We start from the raw sequence: 21,812 nt of genomic DNA, 5'->3' as shown, positions 1-21,812 counted from the left end.
CGCACGCGGTGACCATACAGCTTTTCGCCATCCCGCCAACTCGCAAGACGGTTCAGCACAGCAATCTCTTCATCCAATTGTCGCGAACCTGTCATTATGCGGCAGTTATGGATGCTGCGACGCGGCCTTGCGCTGCATCCGGACCAAAAGGAGAATCGACCATGGAACATCTTTCCCAGACTGACGCCGCCCCGGAGATCAAGACGCTGACGGATCGTCGCGAAGAACTCGAAGATGTCGGCCAAAACTGTTCCACCAACCCGACGATGGGTGACATCATCAACACGCGCTTCTCCCGCCGTTCGTTCATGAGGGGCTCGCTGGCCGTCGCCGCTATCTCCACCACCGTGAGCCCACTGGCTCTCCTGACGGCCGAGGACGCCCGCGCCGAAAGCCTCTCGAGCTTCGATTTCAAGGAAGTCGAGGCCGGTGTCGACCAGACCCACCACGTTGCCGAAGGCTATGACGCCGATATCCTGCTGCGCTGGGGCGACAAACTGTTTGCCGACAGCCCGGACTTCGACCCGCTGAAGCAGACCGCTGCCGCCCAGGAAAAGCTGTTCGGCTACAACAACGACTATATCGGTTTCATTCCGCTCGAAGGGAATCCGGACCACGGCCTTCTGGTGGTCAACCACGAATATACCAATGCCGAAATCATGTTCCCCAAATTCGCGTCCGTCGTGAAGGAAAAGGTCATGAAGGATGGCAAGCCCGTCCTGAAAGACGGCAAGGAAGTCGAGGAAGAGAAGGTCCAACTCGGCGAATATACCAAGGACCTCGTCGATATCGAGATGGCGGCCCATGGCGGCACCGTCATCGAGATTCGCAAGGTCGACGGCCGGTGGAAGCCGGTGCTCGACGGCAAATACAATCGCCGCCTCACCGCCACGACCGAAATGCAGCTTTCCGGGCCGGTCGCCGGCCATGCGCGCGTCCAGACGCCATCCGACCCGACCGGCCGCAAGGTGTTCGGAACCATCAACAATTGCGCCGGCGGCGTCACCGCCTGGGGCACCTATCTGATGGCAGAAGAGAATTTCAACGGCTATTTCGGCGGCGAGATCGCTGAAGATCACCCTGAGTTCAAGCAGCTGAAGCGCCTCGGCGCTCCGGGCGGACAGTATGAATGGGCGTCGTTCTACGACCGTTTCGATGTCTCGAAGGAACCGACCGAGCCGAACCGTTTCGGCTGGATCGTCGAGGTCGATGTCATGGACCCGACCTCGGTACCGAAGAAGCGCACCGCCATCGGCCGTTTCAAGCATGAAGGCTGTGAATCGATCGTCAACAAGGATGGTCGGGTCGTGCTCTACACCGGCGACGACGAGCGCTTCGACTATGTCTACAAGTTCGTGACCAAGGCCGCCTTCAATCCGGACGACCGCGCCGCCAACATGGATATCCTCGACGACGGCACGCTTTACGTCGCAAAATTCCTAGCGGACGGCACGCTGGAATGGCTGCCGCTGATCCACGGCGAAGGCCCGCTGACGGCGGCCAACGGCTTTGCCTCTCAGGCGGACGTGCTGATCAACACGCGCCTCGCCTCCGACGCGCTCGGCGCCACCAAGATGGACCGGCCGGAGGACATCCAGCCCAATCCGAAGACCGGCAAGGTCTATGTTATGCTGACCAACAACACCAAGCGCAAGGACGACCAACTGGACGCCGCCAATCCCCGCGCCGACAATGCCTTCGGTCACATCATCGAGATCACCGAGACGGACGGCGACTATGCCTCGACGAAATCGAAATGGGACGTGCTTTTGAAATGCGGCGACCCGTCCATCGCTGAGGTCGGCGCTTCCTTCTCGACCGCGACGACGAAGAACGGCTGGTTCGGCATGCCGGACAACTGCGCCATCGATGCCGATGGCCGCCTCTGGGTGGCAACGGACGGCAACAACGAAAAGGACACGGGCCGAACAGACGGTATCTGGGCTGTTGACACCGAGGGCGCGGCCCGCGGCACGTCGAAACTGTTCTTCCGCGTGCCGGTCGGCGCCGAAATGTGCGGCCCGAGCTTCAACCCGACATCCGACACCTTCTTCGTCTCCGTGCAGCATCCGGGCGATGCCGGTCTTGCCATCTATGAGGCTCCGGCAACCCGCTGGCCGGACTTCAAGGACGATATGCCGGTTCGCCCGGCCGTGGTCACCATTACCAAGCAGGGTGGCGGCCGTATCGGCTGACGGAATGATCGATCATGGAATGACGCTGCCACGGCAGCGTCATTCCGCATTCACCGCATTAGGTTTTCGATCGGAAAGATCGCGCAAGTCTCCGTGCCGTGTGCCAGAAGCTTGCCGCCGCCGTCCTTCAGGAAGGCTTCCGACGTCGCCAGCGTCCGGCCGCGATGGACGATCCGGCCCTCGCAGAAGACCTCGCCCATGCCGGGCATCAGCGGACGAACGAGATTGACCTTGAACTCGACGGTCGTATAGGCCTCGCCCCGTTTCAGCGTCGTCATCACGGCACATCCAAGCGCCGAATCCATGATCGTCGCCGCCCAGCCGCCATGTACCGTGCCGAGCGGATTGAGATGTTCCGCCGTCGGCAGCACCCTGCCCTCCTCGACTTCGCAGAGGCCGAATTTCAGCGTCTGCGCCATCGGTGGGGCGGGATGGATGCCAGCAAGCAGGTCGAGCATCGCCTTCAGCCCGCCATCGCGGGCAACGGCATCGAGCGGCACCGTGCCGATGCCGGATACGGTATTTCCGGGATAGATTTCAACGGACATGGGCGGACTTTCCTATAGCGGGGCTGCCGTCTGGCGGGATTTCAGCGCCTTCAGCGCGGCTTGAACGAAACCATCGCGGGCGGCGGAGAGACCGATACCACGCGGTTCGTAGACATGGCGGTGGAGGAAGAAGGCAGTCATGCGGAAGGCGGCCTGCAGGCTGTCATGATCCGCAGCCCCACCCTGCGCCAGAAAGCCCGGCAAGGCGAGCATCTTGTCCGCATAGGGAGCACCCGCCTCACGGCTCACCGCCCGGCCGGATTTCGGCGAGACATAGACGAGATCGTCGCGCGCCCCGGTCGCCGCGCATTCGACCAGATCCAGCCCGAAGCCGAGATCGTTGAGAACGGCGATCTCGAAACGGACGAAAAGCTCGCCGGCGTCGCTGGGATCATCAAGGTTTTCCAGAATGATGCCCAGCGTTTCATAGAGATGCGGATGCGGATCCCGCTCCGGCAGAAGCCGCAGCAGCGCACCCATTGCCTGCACGCCGTAAACAGAAGTCGCCGCCTCCATCAGCCGCGCCGCCCTGAGCGTGACAGGCTCCAGCTTGAACTCGCCGAGATGTTCGTCGAGCCGCGCCCGCCAGGTCACCTCGACCTCGTTTCCCGGCTGCAGCACCGGCTGCATCGTCCGCGAGCGACCGCCACGCACAAGCCCCATATGGCGCCCGTGATCGCGCGTCATGACCTCGGCGACAACTGACGTTTCGCCATGCCGCCGCACTCCGATGATGATGCCCTGATCGCTCCACTGCATGCCGTGGTTTTACCCCTGAGGATGAGCGAACACAACGGCGGCGGCAACAGACCATCGGCCACCTCGAAACCCATGCAACGGAAATCACCGGAAATTCGCGCTTTATTCTAAAATCTTTAGAAAAAACGCTCTAGTGTGGCGGCATAATCGCGATAAAAAAGCGGCTCATAGATTATTCATGTTACCCCGGCTTGCGGGGCCTTTGCTTTGGAAAACGAGTCAAACATGCAGCCCAAAACAGTGCTTGTCGTCGGCGGAGCCGGCTATATCGGATCTCACACTTGCCTCACCCTGGCCGAACGCGGCTATACACCCGTCGTGTTCGACAACCTCTCCAACGGACACGCTGAATTCGTGCGCTGGGGGCCGCTGGAGCAAGGCGATATCCGAGACCGGGCCAGGCTCGACGCGGTGATCGCCAAGCACAAGCCATCCGCGGTCCTGCATTTCGCGGCGATGATCGAGGTGGGTGAATCGGTGAAGGATCCTGTCACCTTCTACGATAACAATGTGATCGGCGCGCTCACCCTGCTATCCGCGGTGATGTCGGCCGGGATCGACGCCTTCGTCTTCTCTTCCACCTGCGCCACCTATGGCCTGCCCAAGCAGGTGCCGATGGACGAGACGCACGACCAGAACCCGATCAATCCCTATGGCCGCACCAAATGGATCGTCGAGCAGGCGCTGCAGGACTACGGCACCTACAAGGGCCTGCGCTCCGTCATCCTGCGCTATTTCAACGCCGCCGGCGCCGATCTCGAAGGCCGCGTCGGTGAATGGCACACGCCGGAAACGCACGCGATCCCGCTGGCGATCGACGCAGCACTCGGCCGCCGCGCCGGCTTCAAGGTCTTCGGCACCGACTACGATACCCGCGACGGCACCTGCGTGCGCGATTACATCCATGTGCTCGACCTCGCCGACGCCCATGTGCGCGCCGTCGACTATCTTTTGTCCGGCGGCGAAAGCGTCAAGCTGAACCTCGGCACCGGCACTGGAACCACCGTCAGCGAGCTTTTGTCCGTGATCGCCGAAGTCTCCGGCAAGCCCTTCCCGGTCGAACAGGCCGAGCGACGCGACGGTGATTCCACCTCGCTCGTTGCCAACAACGACAAGGCGCTCAGCGTTCTCGGCTGGCAGCCGAGATACGATCTGCACGAGATTATCCGCTCCGCATGGCAATGGCACTCGCGGCGCAATCAGTTCTAGTTTTCTCCCTTTCAGGCGCCCCGTCCTAGATCGGTGAAACGATGATGGAAAGGTCCTGAAATGCAGGTGTTACACCTGCTTGCCACGTTGCGCGCGCAATCGGGCCTTACGGTCGATTCGTGCGACTACCGTCGATAACGCAAGCCCAAAGATGGGCTGATTACTTAAGACGTTGTTCCTATATTCGCCTGCGGTATCAAACCGCAGACGAGATTGCGCCGTATGGCTCGATAAGCGCGTGAAAGGAAGGAAAGATGAAACGCATTTTCAATCGGCCGACCGTCTACCTGTCCGCAATGGCGCTGGTTTCGGCAGCAATCATTCTGTCGCCACAGACACCGACATACGCCAATGCACCGACCCGGCTTGATACAGACAGGCTACTGTCCAGGGAGGTCATGCCTCTTGCCGGCAATTTCCGCTATGAAAACGTCAACTACGGAAATCACTCCGCTCACAAGGCGTATTCCGTTGGCACTCGCCGGAGCCAGAACAACGATGTCGTCCTGCGTTTTGAGGTGCGAGCGGGGGAGAACGCGTTTTTCGATCCGGAAGACCGGGACCGCTCTGAGGCGACGGACCAGATTTCGTTTCCCAAGAATGAGGTCATCTGGAACGCCTATCGCGTGAAGATTGCCAAGGGATTCTCCATCCCGAGCGGAGAAAAGTCCTGGTTCATTATCGGCCAGTGGCACGGAAGCGTCAGCGACAAGCGTTCACCGTATATCGCGGCCCAGATGGACGGAAACGATCTTGTCTTTCTGCGGCGCTTCCTGGTCGACGGCAAGCCGAAAATGCAGGAAATGCACCGCGTCAGCAACGTGCCGCGGGATCAATGGCTCAACATCGTGATCAAACACCGGGTCTCGGAGACCGACGGAATCCTCGACATATGGATGAATGGCCATGAACTCGTGGATTTCAATGGCCCGCTCGGATACTGGGATCATGCCGATGGAGGCTACTGGAAGTTCGGCATCTATCGGAGCCGGCACGACCAGGATGCGGTGGTGGAATATCGGGACGTTGTGACCACCACCAATGACCTCTCGAAACGGGCCGCTGCGGTGAACTGACAAACAACAGCTGACTTGCAACTGTCGTTTGTCATTACGTCAGGTCTTTGTCTCACGCAGAAAGTCCTGGAATACGCCGAGCGCTGAGCGGCTCAGCGGCCCTTCGCTGCATGGCTGTTTCATCTGGCGACTGGTGCAGAATGCATTGAATGCCTTGATCGTCGCCCCAGTCAACGTACCGTTCAACTGGCCTGCATAAGCGCCGGTCTCCTTCAATTTGCTTTGCAGCAGGTAGACGTAGGCGTTGCTGTTTGCCCAGCGAAGCCGGCCCACAAAACTTGCCTTGGCGCTACTGGATGCAAGGGCGTCGATCTTTTCCATCAATGCAGCATACTGATTGCGAGATGAGGCGGAGGCAGCCTCCAGGAAAAGCGCGTCCCCATCCCGCTGCTCCGGTGACATTGCGCCCGCAAATTGGTTCAACGTCGTTCTGGCAAGCGTCAGGTTCTTCTTCACGTCCTCCCCCCGGCCCTGAGCGTATAGCTGTATCAGTGTCGATGCTGCCGCCGCGTCCCCCGCCGCACTGGCCTGCTTGAGGATTGCCACAGCTTTGGTCGGGTTTTTCGCGATCCCCGAACCGCTGAGCAAGGCGTTGGCAAGAGCCGATGCAACCCCCGGAGCCATCTCGGCCTGACCCTTGGCAATCAGTTCATGGCCCTGGCGTTGCTGCGCTGTTGTTCCGGACATCGCGACATTGATCGCGCTCGCAAGCGCAGTCTTGCGCCCCGCCGCATAGGCGCGCTCAAAATAGTCGATCGCTTTGGTCGCATCTCGCGCCACGATCTTGCCATCGCGGTAGATATTGCCGAGGGAAACGAGAGCGCTGACGTCACCCGCTTGCACTGCCTGTTCATAATAACCGACCGCCTTGGCCGGATCGAGCCCGACCTCAGCACCCTTAGCATAGAGCGCAGCAAGCGACGAAAGCGCCCAGGTGCCCCCAGATGTAACGACATCCTCATAACGAGCGAGCGCTTTCGGGATGTCACGAGGAACAACGACACCATCAGCATAGAGATTGGCCATGCCGGCTTTCGCCCCCAGATCGCCCGTCTTGATCGCTTGCTCGTAATACCCGAGCGCCTTCGACGCATCGAGGCCGTCGGTCGCGCCCTGACGGTAGAGGTCTCCGAGCTTGGTCGCTGCATCGATCCTGCCCTTCGACAGAGCCTGCTCGTAAAATTCCACCGCCTTGACGGCATCCTTCGAGACGATCTTGCCGTCACGGTAGATATTACCGAGGGAAACGAGGGCGCTGATATCACCCGCCCGTACCGCTTGCTCGTAGTAGTCGAGCGCCTTCACCGGATCGAGTCCGAACTCGGCTCCCTTCAAATACAATGATGCGAGAGAGGATGCAGCCCAGGTGCCGCCCGACGAAAGCACTTCGTCATAGAGAGCAAGCGCCCTTGGGATGTCGCGGGATACGACAACGCCATCGACATAGAGACTGGCCATGCCGGCCTTGGCACCCAGATCGCCAGCCTTTAACGCCTGCTCATAATAGCCAAGCGCCTTCGAAGGATCGAGCCCGTTGGTCGCACCCTGACGATAGAGATCGCCGAGCTTGGTCGCTGCATCGATCCTGCCCTTCGCCAAAGCCTGCTCATATAACTCAACAGCCTTGTCGATATCTTTTGGCACGACTTTGCCATCCCGATAGACATTCCCGAGCGAAACGAGGGCACTGGCATCCCCCGCCTGCCGCCTGTTCATAATAACCCACCGCTTTGGCCGGATCGAGCCCGACATCAGCCCCCTTCGCATAGAGCGCGGCAAGTGACGAAAGCGCCCAGGTCGCGCCTGAGGCGACAACATCCTCATAGAGAGCTAGCGCCTTCGGGATGTCGCGGGGGACTACAATACCATCAGCATAAAGATTGGCCATGCCGACCTTGGCGCCAGGATCGCCTACCTTGACCGCCTGCTCGTAGAAGCCGAGTGCCTTCGAAGCATCGAGCCCATTGGTTGCCCCCTGACGATAGAGGTCGCCGAGTTTGGTCGCTGCATCGATCCTGCCCTTTGCCAAAGCTTGCTCGTACAACTCGACAGCCTTGGCAAGATCCTTCGGCAGGATTTTGCCGTCGCGATAGATATTGCCGAGGGAAACGATAGCGCTGACATCACCCGCCTGTACCGCCTGTTCGTAGTAACCGACCGCCTTGGCCGGATCGAGCCCGACATCGGTGCCCTTCAAATAGAGCGCGGCAAGCGGCGAAAGCGCCCAGCTACCACCGGAAGAGAGAACCTCGTCGTAGAGAGCGAGTGCCTTCGGGATGTCGCGAGGAACGACAACACCATCGGCATAGAGATTGGCCATGCCGACCTTGGCACCGGCGTCCCCGGCTTTCACCGCCTGCTCGTAGTAACCGAGCGCCTTCGAAACATCGAGCCCGTTACTCACGCCCTGACGATGGAGATCGCCGAGCTTGGTCGCCGCATCCGTGCGCCCCTTGGCCAGCGCCTGCCCGTACAGTTCAACGGCCTTGGCGATATCCCTCGGCAAAATCTTGCCGTCACGATACAGATTGCCGAGCACAACGAGGGCGGCGGGATCGCCGCCGGCCGCCAGAGCCTGAACCCCTTGGACCGCACGATCCAAATCCTCGCCCGGCACCCCGGCCCCGATGACGGAATTCCATTCGTCCAAAGCCTGTGGCTGCACCGGGGCCGGCGCCGCCTGTTGCGAGGCTTCGCCCGCCTCCTGTGCAAAACCCGGCAATGCGGCGGTGATGGTCATCCCCAAAACACACCCAAGAAAAATCGCTTTATGATCAAACATGGAGAAAATCCGGAATAGATGATTGAAAACAATAATTATATCTGGCCACCCCAACTGAAAAAGTCGGGATAGGCCGATCGCGTTTATGCCGTTTTTAACAGATCAAAAGCGTGGCCAATAAGACGCGCGCCTTAACCATGTCATCTCGCAAGTGCGAAAACCTCTTTGAAATCGTGTTTAATTATGTGAAAACAATTTCGTGTAAACAAGCCCAAAAAAGGCCATTGCGGGGGCGGTGTATGGTCATTTCAAATTCCTTTGCAGCATTCAAAAGAGGCTGTGGGAATATAATAAATTTCGAAAATTCAGCACTGAAAAGCACATTAAAACTCTGTAAATAACTTTTAAAAGCTTGTTTTAACTGAATTTAATTCCGGACAGATGTCTTTCGAATTCGCCCGAAGACCTCCTGTTGAGAGTGGGAAAAACTGGATGAAAGTAGCGATTTTCGGCTTGGGTTATGTCGGCTTCACCGCCATGTGCTGCATTGCAAAAGAAGGCCATGATGTCATTGGCTTCGATGTCAGCGAGAAAAAAGTAAACCAAATCAATCAAGGTATTTCACCGATCACCGAGCCGGGCGTCGACGAACTGCTCCGAGAAGGTCTCGATGCCGGTCGCATCAGCGCACATACCGAGATCAAGAACCACATCCATGATTGTGACATGGCCATCGTCTGCGTGGGAACGCCGAGCGCGCCGGATGGCTCGCACAACATGTCCTACATCGCCGAAGTCACGCGCCAGATCGCTGCAGCGGTCAACCGCGACCGGACCTCGCCGCTCACCGTCGTCTATCGTTCGACCATTCGTCCAGGCACCGTCGAGGGGCTGATCGCACCGATCTTTGCCGCGGAACTAGGAGAAGATTTCGAGCGCAGCATCGAACTTGTCTACAATCCGGAATTCCTGCGCGAGTCCTCGGCCATCAAGGACTATTTCGACCCGCCGAAGATCGTCATCGGCACCGTCGATGGCCAACCGAATGCACGGATGGATATTCTCAACCAGAACATCTCGGCGCCGACCTTCTATGTCCGTCTCGGCGAATCCGAGATCACCAAGTTCGTCGACAATACCTGGCATGCGGTCAAGGTCGCCTATGCCAACGAAATCGGCCGCGTCTGCCTGCAGTTGGGCCTGAGTGCCAGCAAGGTGCATGAGATTTTCGTGTCCGATACAAAGCTGAACATCTCCCCCTATTACACGCGTCCCGGCGGCGCCTTCGGCGGGTCCTGCCTGCCCAAGGACGTGCGGGCCATGCAGTATATCGCCGCCGATTGCGGCGCCCATACCCATCTGGTGGACTCCCTGCTGCGCTCGAACGAGGCGCACAAGTACCGGCTGTTCCAGCACGTGACCCAGGACCTCGCACCGGGCTCGACAGTGCTGCTCGTCGGCCTGGCGTTCAAGGCGGACACGGACGACCTGCGCGAAAGCCCGAATATCGACCTCGCCCGCGGTCTTCTGCGTGAAGGCTACAAACTGTCGATCTTCGACCCGGCGATCGATGCAACCAAGCTCGTCGGCGCCAATCTCGGCTACGCCTATACCCAGATTCCGACGCTCTCGCAGTTGCTCGTCTCCAAGGAGACGGCGGAAGCCGCAGCGTATGACCGGGTCATCGTCACCAACCACACCTACAAGAAGCTCAACCTCGAAAAGAATGGCGACATCGTCAATCTGAACGCGCTTTCGTGAGATGACGACGATGGACCATGTGCTTCAAAACAGCGAAGTCAATGCCGGCGCGCGCGAAACCGCCGTTTCCGGACAGCTTGCCGGCCGCAAGGTACTCATTATCGTCGAAAACCTGCCGGTTCCCTTCGATCGCCGGGTCTGGCAGGAGGCGAGAACGCTGAAATCCGCCGGTGCGGAAGTGGCGATCATCTGCCCGACCGGCAAGGGCTATACCGAACGTTACGAACTTCTCGACGGCATCCATATCTATCGCCATCCGCTGCCGCTCGATGCCGGTGGTGCGCTCGGATACCTCCTGGAATACGGCGCGGCGCTGTTCTGGGAGACGGTGCTCTCCTGGAAAATCTTGTTCCGGCATGGCTTCGATACCCTGCACGGCTGCAATCCGCCCGACCTGATCTTTCTCATCGCCTGGCAGTTCAAGCTGCTCGGCAAGCGCTATATCTTCGATCATCACGACATCAACCCGGAGCTTTATGAAGCCAAGTTCAACAAGCGTGGCTTCTTCTGGCGGCTGATGTGCCTGTTCGAATGGCTGACCTTCAAGACGGCCGACACGGTGATCTCCACCAATGAGAGCTACAAGAAGATCGCGATCGAGCGCGGCGGCAAGGATCCGAAGGATATCTTCGTGGTCCGCAGCGGACCGGACTTGAGCCGCGTCAAGGCGGTCACGCCCAATCCGGCACTGAAGAACGGCCGCGATTTCCTCGTCGGCTATGTCGGCGTGATGGGCGAGCAGGAGGGCATCGACCTGCTTCTCGAAGCTGCCCGCCACCTGGTTTACGAGCGCGGCCGGCAGGATATCCAGTTCGCCTTGGTCGGCGGTGGCCCGAGCCTTTTCGCACTTCAAGCCATGTCGGATAAGATGGGCTTGAAGGACTATGTCACCTTCACCGGCCGCGCGCCGGACCAGACCCTGTTCGAGGTGCTGTCGACATCGGATGTCTGCGTCAATCCGGATCGCGTCAACCCGATGAACGACAAGTCGACGATGAACAAAATCCTCGAATACATGGCCGTGGGCAAGCCGATCGTCCAGTTCGACGTCACCGAAGGCCGCTTCAGCGCCCAGGAAGCCTCGCTTTACGCCAAGGCCAACGACCCCGTCGACTTTGCCGACAAGATCGCCGAACTGCTCACCGACCCCGAGCGCCGCGCGCAGATGGGTGTCTTCGGACGCAACCGCGTCGAAACGCAGATGGCCTGGAGCTACGAAATCCCGAAGCTGATTGCCGCATACAAGAACGTGAAGTCGTAAGCCTGCGGCCTGCCCAGGACAGTTCGAAAACGGGGTGAACCATGGCAATCAGGCATATTGCGGAGGACCTGAGAACACATCGCGAGGGCCTTCTGGCTCAAGGCTTCTGGGCTCTGCTCGTCTACCGTCTTTCGGAACCACGCACGCGCATCAGGAGCAGGATCGTCAGGGTTCCGTATTTCGTGCTCAATCGGCTTGCCCAGAAGTTTATCGAGATGACATGCGGCATTCACCTGCCAGAGAGCACGGTCGTCGGGCGCAGACTGAACATCGAGCATTTTGGCGGCATCATCATCCATGGACGATGCGTCATCGGCGATGATGTGACAATCCGCCAAGGCGTAACCCTCGGCAACAAGGGTGCAGGCGAACTTGCCGGCGCACCGAGGATAGGAAACCGCGTGGATATTGGCGCAGGCGCCAAGATCATCGGAGACGTCACGATCGGCGACGATGCACGGATCGGTGCCAATGCCGTCGTCCTTTCGGATGTGCCGGCTGGCGCGCTGGCGGTCGGTGTCCCCGCCCGCATCATCCCCGCGAAGACGCCGCTGTGACTGCGCTAGCTTCGCGTCAACCATCCGAGCAGGCGACCGATGCGTGGCGATCGGACATAGGCCGCGATCAGAGCTCCTTCCGCCTTGGTCAACGGCTTCAGGATCAGAAAGCAGACCGCACCCACCGCGATCATGCCGGCCGAAAAGGCAAATTTCTCCAGGAGGCTGAAGCCCAACGGTGCGAAAATGCGTTCGGAAAGCAAGACAGACGAGGCGATCAGGCCAAAGCAGAGAAGAATCCGCGACCAGTCGATGACCGCAACAAAGCCACGGCTTTTTGCAGCAGCCTCCATGGCGAAGGACCGGGTCAGCGAATCGACGATCGGGAAGGCAAGGATCGCGGCGATGCCGAGATAGGGACCGCCGAAAACGAGAATGCTCACGAACAGGAAGCTGAGCCCGGACGACAGGAAGATCGCCTTGTAAGCCGAAACGAACGACGCAGCGACCTCCGAACACCGCACGACGGTGCCACCGATAATCGCGGCCATCGACAACAGCAGGATGAGGGGGCGCGGCGCAATCCTGTCACCGGCGAGAAGCTGCAGTATCTCGGTAGCCAGCGGCGCGAGCGCCAGAATGCCGAAGGTGATGATGAAGGCATCGACCTTGGCGATCAGCGACAGGGCCGCACCGGCTTTCGCTTGCCCCTCTTCCTTCTGACTTGTTTGCCAACCCATGATGGCGGGCTCGAGGAACGGGAAAAGCAGGAAGCCGGGCGAGTAACGCTGCAGGCTGAGGGTAATGGTCTGCACAAAGCTCAGGGCGGCAAACTCGGAAGCGGACAGGAAGTTGGCCGCCACCAAGCGGATGAACGGCGGCGAGGCGCCGAGCGCGGTCAAGCCGCTGACATAGCCGGAACTGATGATGCCGATGATTTCATGCCGCGGCGGCTTACCGCCGGCTTGCGTCACCGATTTGACCTTCTGCCGAAGCGTGACCCAGGCATTGGCGGCCAGCGTTACCCATGCAAGGCCTTGGGTCGCTATCATGATCCAGACCACCCCGACGCCGGAAAGCGCGATGTGGAACAGCACGAGGACCGCGACGGCAGTGGTCCGGAACAACGGTTCGGAGATCGCGACGACACGCGAGATACGCTGTTGGTTCAGCGATTGCGATACAACTTCAGCATCGGCATAAAGTGACGAAATCACGGAGAGAAAGATGAAGGGGATGAAAGCACTCGGATTGACCGTGATGTCCTTGCTCAGCCAGAGGTTGGAGATCAGCAGACATAGGCCAGCCGACACGAGAACGATCACAAAACGCAGGGATATGAACGCGAGCGCCATGTCTCGGACGGTAGCCGCGTTTTCCGGACTGCGGGCAAGCGACATGTATTTGGGCAGAAACCTCTGCGCGCCGAGACTACCGAGGGTATTTGCAATAGAGGCAAGCGAGATCAGGACGGCATAAAGTCCATACTCCGTTGTCGCCATCAGGCGAACGAGCAGGACGTTGAACAAGACCAGCAGCACGACTGAAATAATACGGCCTGAAATGAATGTAATTAACCGTTCCATTTTTCTTTTCCTGTTTAACGGCTTTCATGAAAAATTCTGATAAAATCGCAATGCTGATCGTGGCGCGGGATTTTTACCCGCCGTTTCGCGTCGATGTCACCACACTTTTTTCTAAATACCTGAAAAAATATCTAAAAATGGACTGGCTCATGCGTACAGAAGAGCGCGGGCCAGGAAAAAAAATTACCGTTGAAGATGAAACACATTATGTTATCGGACGCTTAGGCATCCGCGGAAAGATCGACGCTGTTGTAAAGCACCTTTCCGCCTTCGGCAGGATTCTGCGAAAAGAATACGACATTGTCCAGTGCCGAGACACGTTTCTCATTGCCAGCATTTATGCAATCGTGTCCCGTCTCAGTGGAGCAAAATTCGTGTACTGGATGTCCTATCCGATGGAAGAGGGCTACCTCTTCAGGGCGCAAGCCGCTTTCGACAAGGGGCGATACCTGCAAGCGCTGCCAAGATGGATCATAGGAAAACTCGGCCAGATTTCCCTTTACAGGATCGCTCTTCCCTTGGCTCATCACGTATTCGTTCAGAGCGATCAAATGAAAATCGATGTCGCCGGTGAAGGTGTGCCTGACGTAAAGATTACGCCCGTTCCGATGGGGATTGATACTGCGACATTCCTATCGGAACCGGGTGAGATCGCGAGCGATGCGTTCTATTCCGGCCAAAAGGCAATTCTCTATCTCGGAACTCTCGATCCTGCGCGACAAATGGGCATCGTTGCCGCTGGTGTCGCGAAAGCGATGAGGGAACGGTCGGATACAATTTTCGTCCTGATTGGGCGAGCGTCGGATGCCGAGCGCTCTGAGATTCTTCAATACTTCGCGGACTTGACCTCGAGAATTTTCTTTCTGGACCAAATGCCGCTTTCCATGGCTTTAAAACATGTCCGCCGTGCAGATGTGTGCCTCGCGCCATATCCATCATCCCCAAAGATGCTGGCCTCGGCGACCCCGACCAAACTTGTCGAATACATCGCCATGGGCCGAAGAGTTGTAGCAAACTTTCATCCTGATCAAAGCACAGTCATCGCGAGCACCGGCGCCGGGCTGTTGTCAGATTTCTCTTCGGAAGGTTTCGCAAAGGCCATTGTCGACGCACTCGACCTCGGAGAACTGACAAACACCGAAGTACAGCGTGCAGAAGCTTGGATTCGGGAAAATAGGGACTATGTCGCCCTCTCCGAGATGGTAGCTGACGTCTATGTCGGCGACAGACGCATCCGGCATTCAAAAGCGGCTGATTAATCAATGACCCAGGAGCTTATGATTTCCAATCCAAGTCGCCTATCGGTCGCCCTGCGATTGGTCCTGTTTGCCATGTGTATAGTCTCACTTGGCGGTTTTCGCCTTCAGCTTGCAGGAATAGATCCGACCCAAAGCTTTCAGGGCTTCACTGCATCTTATGCCGTATACATCGCCGACGTTGCGTCTATATTTCTGGCGTTAGTAATTGCCATTCTATACTCTAAAGAATTTTTCACTTCGTTAAATAATGCGTTTCCGATTTTTCTTCTTCCCATACTCGCATTCTCATCATCAATCATATCCGCCTCCCCTTGGGTTACGATGTTTGAGTCTACCAAGTATTTGTTTGCATTTATCATTCCAATTTCCGCATCCATTCTATGGTACAGAAAATCCAAACTGCAATTTTCCTACGAACTTTTAAAGGCAACTCTGATATTATCTATCATTATCGTGATAATTTATCCAAAATACGGCTTGCACGGCAGTTCTGACGTTTTTCAATCCACGCATGCGGGCGCCTGGCGTGGAATTTTTGGACACAGAACAGACTTCGGCTATTGCTGCGCAGCACTTTCGGGCCTTGCCTTTGCCAACGTCGTCTACAGAAAAAAAATCAGCGACGTCATCGTCCTCATTGTATCGATATTTTCGCTATACAAGGCGGGATCCGGAGGAGCATCCATTGTGTCCGCGCTCTCCATAATTGCCATATATTTTCACTATGCACTAAAAAACAGCTCAGTAAAAATAAAAATGTCCCTATCAATGATATTATTTTCCATAATGATAATATTTTTTGCATCCATGTTTTCAGCAGACGGATTCCTATACTCTATCGGTGAAGATTCATCATTTACCGGACGTGTACCCTTGTGGTCATACATAATAGACAGCTCTCCACTTAACTACCTATACGGCCTCGGTTATATTTCCGGCTTCAACTCATTCGTGCTCCCGTCGCTCCAGATGGGAAATTTCAACGCGCCCAATGCTCAAGGCGCATATATGGAAGCACTTATCGCGTTTGGCATCATCGGACCACTTGTTATACTTCTGATAAACGCAAGTTACACAATCAGATTCTTTAAAAGCTTTTTCAAGAAAGAAAATATTGTAAAATTTTATATTTACTCCTTACCCACGTCATCCATCTTGATATTCATGGTTTTCACATCAACAATCGTTGAGTCGTATATACTACAATCGAACAAAGTTCTCATATGCATTGCAGTCATACTTAATTTTGAATACAAAAACAGAGAGAAAATCATAGATAATGATAAATAGATGAAAATTATTCAATCTCACTCAAGAACACTGCCATTAGAAATATTTTCGAAAATCACTCGTCGTCAACGCTGCATTCAATTTTGCCCTTGAAGTGGAAGATTGCCTGCCCCGGGAGTTTCCTCTACCCGACACCGGCTTCATCGGTTCCGGGATAAATGAAAGAGCGTAGAGCATCCCAAATTTCAGTGCTTGCCGTGGGACTTTTACAATGACAACAGAAACAATGAATTGCAGCACCATGTCCGATCGTCAGTCACACATCTTAATCGCCACACCGCTCGGCAAGGGCGGCATGGGTGGCATCGACCGGATCATGGACGAGGTTCGGGCGATCGACGAGCGCAATCCGCAGAAGGGTGTCAGTCTCTCTTTCGGTGTCACCCGCGGGCAAGGCAGTATTGTGCTTTCCCCCCTTTACCTCTGCATGTTCCTGATACGGATGCTATCGTTGAAAGCGTTCGGCAGAGTCGACGTGCTCCACATCAATCTGTCCAGTCACGGCAGCGCGCGCCGCAAGATGATCGTGGCGCGATGGGCAAGCCTTTTGAAAATACCCTATGTCATCCACCTTCATGGCTCGCGGTTTCGCCAGTTCTGGAATGAAAGCCCGCCCTCGATAGCCCATGGGATTTCACGGATGTTCAAGGACGCGGCACGGATCGTCGTGCTCGGAAACGTCTGGAAATCCTTCGTTTCGGGAAAAGTTCCCGGCATAGAGGACAAGGTCGTGATCATTCCCAATGCCACGCCGGCCCCTACCCTGCGGCCAGTCCCGGCCGAGGACGGTGCCCTGCGCATTCTCTTTCTTGGTCGCGTCGGCGCGCGAAAAGGTGTGCCGCAACTGATCGAGGGCCTATCGATGATTGCGGGAAGAACCGGCTGGCGCGCGATCATTGCGGGTGACGGCGAGATCGAGGAGTCCCGGCGTGAGATCGAGCGGCTGGGGCTTGCCGATCGCGTGTCCCTGCCCGGCTGGGTTGGGCCGGCCGATGTGGCCGAACTTCTCTCCAGATCGGACGTTCTTGTCCTGCCGTCATTCGACGAAAACCTGCCGATGTCCGTGATCGAAGGCATGGCCGCGAGCCTCGCAGTCATCGCGACACCTGTGGGTGCGGTCGAGGACATCATAACCGACGGAGAAACGGGGCTGCTGGTGCCGGTCGGAGATGCAAAGGCGATTGCTGTCGCCCTGCAACGCCTTCTCGATGAACCGGAACTGCGCGGGAGACTGGGGCAGAATGCCCGCAAGCTCCATGCCGAACGGCTGGAGATCAAGGCCTATTTTGACCGTCTCGTCGATTTGTGGACGAGCCTCATCCGTCAATAACACTCGGAGTTTTCGATGTCCCTTGCGTGGTATGTCAACCGCCTGCGGGCGATGAGCCCTGCCGAGATCCTTCATCGCGTCGGCGAGCGGGCAAAGAAATCGTCCGCGCGCGGCAAGATCGAAGGATGGGAGCGGTATCAAACGACGGGCGCCCCTCCCCGGCTCGCCGGCCTCCTCGAAAACCTCAAAAATGCGCCGGACGCCGTGAAGTCCGAAATCGCGGCTGCCAGCAGTTTCATCCTGTCGGGGCAGTTTGTGGCGCTGGGCGTCGTTTGGCCGGAGCGAAGTGGCGAGAGGCTGTTTTCCGCCGACGTCTGGCGGCTGGATCCGGTGACCGGTGGATCTTGGCCGGGCAGTGAAAAATACTGTTTCGATATCCCCTACCGTCACGAGCGCACGCTGGGCGACATCAAATATGTCTGGGAATTCAACCGGCTTCAGTTTCTGCAGCCGCTGGCGGCAGATGCGGCCCTTACCGGCAACAGACGTGCTGTCGAAGCGATCGAGGCGGCCGTCGAAAGCTGGTATGCGGCCAATCCGCCCTTCCGTGGGCTCGGCTGGAATTCCGGCATCGAACTCGGCCTGCGCGCGATCAGCCTGCTCATCGTGACGACGCTCTGCGGCGAATTGCTCTCCCCGGAGACGGTCAACAGGATTCGCGCGATCCTCCATGCCCATATGGTCTGGATGGCCCGCTACCCGTCCCGTTTTTCGTCGGCCAACAACCACCTGGTCGCCGAGGTCGCGGGTGAATTCCTGATCGCACTTGCCATGCCGGAACTGCCGCTTGCCGCAAAACTGGACGCCAAAGGCCGCAAGGTTCTGGCCGTGGAGGCGGAAAAGCAGATCCTGATGGATGGTGTCGGCGCAGAGCAATCGCCGACCTACGGGGCTTTCACCGCCGAATTCATCCTACTGTGCAGCTTCGTTGCCCGCGCCTCCGGAAAGCCGCTTGCCGGCCAAATCGATACGCGGCTGAAGGCCTTTGCCGGTCACATCGCCTGGCTCTCTAATTGCGACGGGCGCGTGCCCGGGATCTGTGATGACGACGAAGGCCGTGTGCTGACCCTGTCGCGACATGAACCAGCTTATGCGGCCTCCGTCTGTGCCGCGATTGCCGGATATCTGGGCGAGCCAGCCATCGGCCCACGTCCGCCGGAGCTGGACCTGCGCGACGCACTTTTGCGTTCGCCGCTGACCGGGGCAACAGCGCCCAAGGGTCTCAAGACCTTTGCCGACGGCGGCTATACTGTTGTTCGCGAGACGAAGCATGGACGCGCCCTCGATATCGTCTTCGATCATGCACCGCTTGGCTATCTCTCGATTGCCGCCCACGGCCATGCCGATGCGCTGTCCGTGGTCGTTGCGGTCGATGGCGAACCGCTTCTTGTTGATCCCGGCACCTATCTCTATCATTCGGGCGGAGCGTGGCGGGACTGGTTCCGGGGGACGCGTGCGCACAACACGCTGAACATCGATGGCGCCGATCAAAGCACGATGTCCGGTGCCTTCAACTGGTCGCACAAGGCCATGACGAAACTCGATACGGTATCCGGTGCCGATTCCTGGTCCGTTTCCGCCTCGCATGACGGCTACCAGAAGCGTTTCGGAACCATTCATCGCCGAACGCTAACCTCGACCGCCGATGGTTTTGCGATCCTCGACCAGCTGGACGGCACGCCGAACCGGACCGCCGAAATCGTCTTCCAGCTCTCGCCGCAATTCGACGCAAAGGTCGATGGCGGTGCCGTCCTGATCGAACGTAACGGTGCGGTCATCGCGACCCTGTCCTGGAAGGAAGCTGGCGCGATCGACATCACGGCCGGCGGAAATATCGGTGAAGGCGGTTGGTATTCGCCCTCATTCGGCGTGAAGGTCGAGGCAAAGCGGATCAGCTGGCGCGGCAAGGTTACCGCCGAGGGCGTGACCTGCAATTTCGCATTGACGCAGGCATAACGAAAAGGCCGATCTGCTTGTGAGCGGATCGGCCGATTTCAATTTACTTCCGTTTCATCGCCTCGGCCAATGCGGCGCCAAACGCGCCTTGTGAGGGAGCCTGGGGCTTCTGCTGCTGCGCGCGCGCCAGTGTCTGGCGGGCCTGCTGAGCGGCCTTCGGGTCCTGCCGGTTGTCACGGGCGCCTGACTCGGCGGCACCGTCCTTGCGCATGGTGAGGCCGATGCGCTTGCGGGGGACATCGACTTCGGTGACGCGGACTTGCACGACGTCACCGGCTTTTACCACCTCATGCGGATCCTTGACGAAGCGGTCGGCGAGTTGGGAGACGTGAACCAGGCCATCCTGATGCACGCCGATATCGACGAAGGCGCCGAAGGCGGCGACGTTCGTGACGGTGCCTTCGAGCAGCATGCCGGGTTTCAGATCCTTGATGTCATCGACACCATCGGCGAAGGTCGCGGTCTTGAAGCTCGGGCGTGGATCGCGGCCGGGTTTTTCCAGTTCGGCAAAGATGTCCTTGACCGTCGGCAGGCCGAAGCGTTCATCGACGAAAGTTTTCGGATCCAGCGTCTTCAGGGCGCCGCTGTCGCCCATGATCGCGCGCAGGTCGCGGCCGCAGGCCTCGACGATCTTTTTGGCGACACCATAGGCTTCCGGATGCACGGATGAAGCGTCCAGCGGCTCCTTGCCGTCGCGGATGCGCAGGAAGCCCGCGCATTGTTCGAAGGTGCGGGCGCCCAGCCGCGGCACCTTCATGAGTTCCTTGCGGCTGGTAAACGCGCCCGTCGCGTCGCGATGGGCGACGATCGCCTCGGCCGAGGATTTGCCGAGACCCGAGACACGGGCAAGCAGTGGCGCGGACGCGGTGTTGAGGTCGACACCAACAGCGTTCACCGCATCTTCGACGACCGCTTCCAGTGAGCGGTTCAAGCGCCCTTGGTCGACATCGTGCTGATACTGGCCGACACCGATCGATTTCGGTTCGATCTTCACCAGTTCGGCCAGCGGATCCTGCAGGCGGCGGGCGATGGAGACAGCGCCGCGCAGCGAGACGTCAAGCCCAGGGAATTCGTCCGCGGCCGCCTGTGAGGCGGAATAGACCGAGGCGCCGGCTTCCGAAACGATGACCTTGGTCGGCTTCGGACCGGCCGGAAGCTGCGTCAGCATATCGGCGACGAGGCGTTCCGTCTCGCGGCTGCCGGTACCGTTGCCGATGGCGATCAGTTCGATCTTGTGCTTGCGGATCAGGCTGGCAAGCTCGGCCTGCGTGCCGCGAATGTCGTTTTTCGGCGGGAACGGATAGACCGTGGTGGTTTCGAGCAGCTTGCCGGTGCCGTCGACCACTGCGACCTTCACGCCGGTGCGGATGCCGGGATCGAGACCCATCGTGGCGCGTGAGCCGGCGGGGGCGGCGAGCAACAGATCCTTCAGATTACGGGCGAAGACATGGATCGCCTCCTCTTCGGCCCGCTCGCGCAATTCCCGCATCAGATCAAGCGACAGCGACATCGACAGCTTGACACGCCAGGTCCAGCCGATGACCTCCATCAGCCATTTGTCGCCGGGCAAGGTGCCTATGGCAAAGATCGAGGCAATGGTGCGTTCTACCGGCTTCACCGGCGAGGTGTCGTCCTGATCGACGACGATATCGACCGAAAGGAACTCCTCGTTCCAGCCGCGCAGCATGGCAAGCGCGCGATGTCCGGCGACAGTTGCCCATTTTTCCGAATGATCGAAATAGTCGGAGAACTTGGCACCGGCCTCCTGTTTGCCGTCGACCACCTTGGAGCGCAGGAACGCGGCCTGGCGCATATGGGCGCGCAGCCGGCCGAGCAGATCGGCATTTTCACTGATGCCTTCGGCGATGATGTCACGCGCACCGTCGAGCGCTGTCTTTACATCCGGCACATCGGCCGTGATGAAGGCCAGCGCGCGTTCGGCGGGCGCAATGCGACGATCGGTGAGGATCGCTTCGGCCAGTGGCGCCAAGCCTCGCTCGCGGGCGATTTCAGCCTTGGTGCGGCGCTTGGGCTTGTAGGGCAGATAGATGTCTTCCAATTCTGCCTTGGTGGCGACGGCGGCAATCTTCGCTTCCAGTTCCGTGGTCAGTTTGTCCTGGCCCCTGATCGAATCGAGGATGGAGGCCCGCCGCGCTTCCAGTTCGCGCAGGTAGACCAGCCGCTCCGACAGGTTGCGCAACTGCGTATCGTCCAGCCCGCCCGTCACTTCCTTGCGGTAGCGCGCGATGAAGGGAACGGTCGCGCCCTCGTCCAGAAGTTCGATGGCCGCAATGGCCTGAGCCGGCGTGGCCTTGATTTCCTGAGCGATGAGGACGGCAATGGATTTCGATGGCTGGGACATG

The 21,812-nt window shown here is 58.4% G+C and carries 16 protein-coding genes; 10 read left to right on the top strand and 6 right to left on the bottom strand.

Annotation, left to right across the window (positions count from 1 at the left end):
- Positions 1–161: 161 nt before the first annotated feature.
- The gene (locus tag ASG68_RS26840) at positions 162–2,195 is read left to right on the top strand and encodes a PhoX family protein (protein WP_062576187.1); all 2,034 of its coding nucleotides are present in this window, start codon (positions 162–164) and stop codon (positions 2,193–2,195) included.
- Between the two features lie 50 nt (positions 2,196–2,245).
- Here ASG68_RS26840 and ASG68_RS26835 read toward each other — a convergent pair whose 3' ends face one another.
- Positions 2,246–2,743, bottom strand: coding sequence for a PaaI family thioesterase (locus tag ASG68_RS26835; RefSeq protein ID WP_062576186.1), 498 nt, complete (start codon positions 2,741–2,743; stop codon positions 2,246–2,248).
- Between the two features lie 12 nt (positions 2,744–2,755).
- Positions 2,756–3,502: a DNA repair protein RecO gene (gene recO / locus ASG68_RS26830; RefSeq protein ID WP_062576185.1), complete on the bottom strand. Its 747-nt coding sequence runs from the start codon at positions 3,500–3,502 to the stop codon at positions 2,756–2,758.
- Positions 3,503–3,727: 225 nt separating this feature from the next.
- Here recO and galE point away from each other — a divergent pair, with 225 nt between their 5' ends.
- Together galE and ASG68_RS26820 are read left to right on the top strand one after the other, a co-directional pair.
- Complete coding sequence (gene galE / locus ASG68_RS26825) at positions 3,728–4,711, top strand: UDP-glucose 4-epimerase GalE (protein WP_062576184.1); 984 nt, start codon at positions 3,728–3,730, stop codon at positions 4,709–4,711.
- Positions 4,712–4,965: 254 nt separating this feature from the next.
- Positions 4,966–5,787, top strand: a complete 822-nt coding sequence (locus ASG68_RS26820; RefSeq protein WP_062576183.1) for a heparin lyase I family protein — start codon at positions 4,966–4,968, stop codon at positions 5,785–5,787.
- 39 nt (positions 5,788–5,826) lie between these two features.
- Here the strand turns inward: ASG68_RS26820 and ASG68_RS26815 are convergent, their stop codons facing one another.
- Positions 5,827–7,431 carry a tetratricopeptide repeat protein gene (locus tag ASG68_RS26815; protein WP_244484347.1) on the bottom strand — a complete coding sequence of 535 codons (1,605 nt, stop codon included), beginning with the start codon at positions 7,429–7,431 and terminating at the stop codon, positions 5,827–5,829.
- Positions 7,403–8,527, bottom strand: coding sequence for a tetratricopeptide repeat protein (locus tag ASG68_RS31660; protein ID WP_062576181.1), 1,125 nt, complete (start codon positions 8,525–8,527; stop codon positions 7,403–7,405). Before ASG68_RS31660 ends, ASG68_RS26815 begins: the two co-directional genes overlap by 29 nt.
- 474 nt (positions 8,528–9,001) lie before the next feature.
- On the opposite strand from ASG68_RS31660, the gene ASG68_RS26805 reads away from it, so the two are divergent.
- From ASG68_RS26805 to ASG68_RS26795, 3 genes are read left to right on the top strand one after another with little or no spacing between them, the layout of a single operon-like run.
- Positions 9,002–10,270: a nucleotide sugar dehydrogenase gene (locus tag ASG68_RS26805; protein ID WP_062576180.1), complete on the top strand. Its 1,269-nt coding sequence runs from the start codon at positions 9,002–9,004 to the stop codon at positions 10,268–10,270.
- A 10-nt stretch (positions 10,271–10,280) separates the two neighbouring features.
- On the top strand, positions 10,281–11,531 hold the full coding sequence (locus tag ASG68_RS26800) for a glycosyltransferase family 4 protein (RefSeq protein WP_082478368.1): 1,251 nt from the start codon (positions 10,281–10,283) through the stop codon (positions 11,529–11,531).
- A 41-nt stretch (positions 11,532–11,572) separates the two neighbouring features.
- Complete coding sequence (locus ASG68_RS26795; RefSeq protein WP_062576179.1) at positions 11,573–12,088, top strand: serine O-acetyltransferase; 516 nt, start codon at positions 11,573–11,575, stop codon at positions 12,086–12,088.
- Between the two features lie 5 nt (positions 12,089–12,093).
- Here ASG68_RS26795 and ASG68_RS26790 read toward each other — a convergent pair whose 3' ends face one another.
- Positions 12,094–13,614, bottom strand: coding sequence for an oligosaccharide flippase family protein (locus tag ASG68_RS26790; protein WP_062576178.1), 1,521 nt, complete (start codon positions 13,612–13,614; stop codon positions 12,094–12,096).
- A gap of 26 nt (positions 13,615–13,640) precedes the next feature.
- Between ASG68_RS26790 and ASG68_RS26785 the strand changes: the two genes are divergently transcribed.
- The 4 genes from ASG68_RS26785 to ASG68_RS26770 all read left to right on the top strand — a co-directional run bounded on the left by ASG68_RS26785 (position 13,641) and on the right by ASG68_RS26770 (position 19,449).
- Entirely contained in the window at positions 13,641–14,873 is a 1,233-nt protein-coding gene (locus ASG68_RS26785; RefSeq protein ID WP_082478312.1) for a glycosyltransferase, read from the top strand.
- Between the two features lie 3 nt (positions 14,874–14,876).
- Positions 14,877–16,163 carry an O-antigen ligase family protein gene (locus ASG68_RS26780; protein ID WP_062576176.1) on the top strand — a complete coding sequence of 429 codons (1,287 nt, stop codon included), beginning with the start codon at positions 14,877–14,879 and terminating at the stop codon, positions 16,161–16,163.
- A gap of 211 nt (positions 16,164–16,374) precedes the next feature.
- Positions 16,375–17,493: a glycosyltransferase family 4 protein gene (locus ASG68_RS26775; RefSeq protein WP_082478310.1), complete on the top strand. Its 1,119-nt coding sequence runs from the start codon at positions 16,375–16,377 to the stop codon at positions 17,491–17,493.
- Positions 17,494–17,508: 15 nt separating this feature from the next.
- Positions 17,509–19,449, top strand: a complete 1,941-nt coding sequence (locus ASG68_RS26770; RefSeq protein ID WP_062576174.1) for a heparinase II/III family protein — start codon at positions 17,509–17,511, stop codon at positions 19,447–19,449.
- A 43-nt stretch (positions 19,450–19,492) separates the two neighbouring features.
- On the opposite strand, the gene ASG68_RS26765 is transcribed toward ASG68_RS26770, so the two are convergent.
- A complete protein-coding gene (locus ASG68_RS26765; RefSeq protein WP_062576173.1) occupies positions 19,493–21,811 on the bottom strand; it encodes a Tex family protein in 2,319 nt (772 codons plus the stop codon).
- Position 21,812: the final 1 nt, after the last annotated feature.

The organism is Rhizobium sp. Leaf453, assembly GCF_001425605.1.
Taxonomy (GTDB): domain Bacteria; phylum Pseudomonadota; class Alphaproteobacteria; order Rhizobiales; family Rhizobiaceae; genus Pararhizobium.
This window is presented reverse-complemented; position numbering and strand designations above follow the sequence as displayed.

Coding starts and splice junctions, on each gene's coding strand:
- ASG68_RS31660 (WP_062576181.1), bottom strand. CDS start 8,527: ATGACCATCACCGCCGCATTGCCGGGTTTTGCACAGGAGGCGGGCGAA.
- ASG68_RS26805 (WP_062576180.1), top strand. CDS start 9,002: ATGAAAGTAGCGATTTTCGGCTTGGGTTATGTCGGCTTCACCGCCATG.
- ASG68_RS26785 (WP_082478312.1), top strand. CDS start 13,641: ATGAAAAATTCTGATAAAATCGCAATGCTGATCGTGGCGCGGGATTTT.
- ASG68_RS26795 (WP_062576179.1), top strand. CDS start 11,573: ATGGCAATCAGGCATATTGCGGAGGACCTGAGAACACATCGCGAGGGC.
- ASG68_RS26840 (WP_062576187.1), top strand. CDS start 162: ATGGAACATCTTTCCCAGACTGACGCCGCCCCGGAGATCAAGACGCTG.
- ASG68_RS26800 (WP_082478368.1), top strand. CDS start 10,281: ATGGACCATGTGCTTCAAAACAGCGAAGTCAATGCCGGCGCGCGCGAA.
- ASG68_RS26770 (WP_062576174.1), top strand. CDS start 17,509: ATGTCCCTTGCGTGGTATGTCAACCGCCTGCGGGCGATGAGCCCTGCC.
- ASG68_RS26790 (WP_062576178.1), bottom strand. CDS start 13,614: ATGGAACGGTTAATTACATTCATTTCAGGCCGTATTATTTCAGTCGTG.
- ASG68_RS26835 (WP_062576186.1), bottom strand. CDS start 2,743: ATGTCCGTTGAAATCTATCCCGGAAATACCGTATCCGGCATCGGCACG.
- ASG68_RS26820 (WP_062576183.1), top strand. CDS start 4,966: ATGAAACGCATTTTCAATCGGCCGACCGTCTACCTGTCCGCAATGGCG.
- ASG68_RS26765 (WP_062576173.1), bottom strand. CDS start 21,811: ATGTCCCAGCCATCGAAATCCATTGCCGTCCTCATCGCTCAGGAAATC.
- galE (WP_062576184.1), top strand. CDS start 3,728: ATGCAGCCCAAAACAGTGCTTGTCGTCGGCGGAGCCGGCTATATCGGA.
- ASG68_RS26780 (WP_062576176.1), top strand. CDS start 14,877: ATGACCCAGGAGCTTATGATTTCCAATCCAAGTCGCCTATCGGTCGCC.
- recO (WP_062576185.1), bottom strand. CDS start 3,502: ATGCAGTGGAGCGATCAGGGCATCATCATCGGAGTGCGGCGGCATGGC.
- ASG68_RS26775 (WP_082478310.1), top strand. CDS start 16,375: ATGACAACAGAAACAATGAATTGCAGCACCATGTCCGATCGTCAGTCA.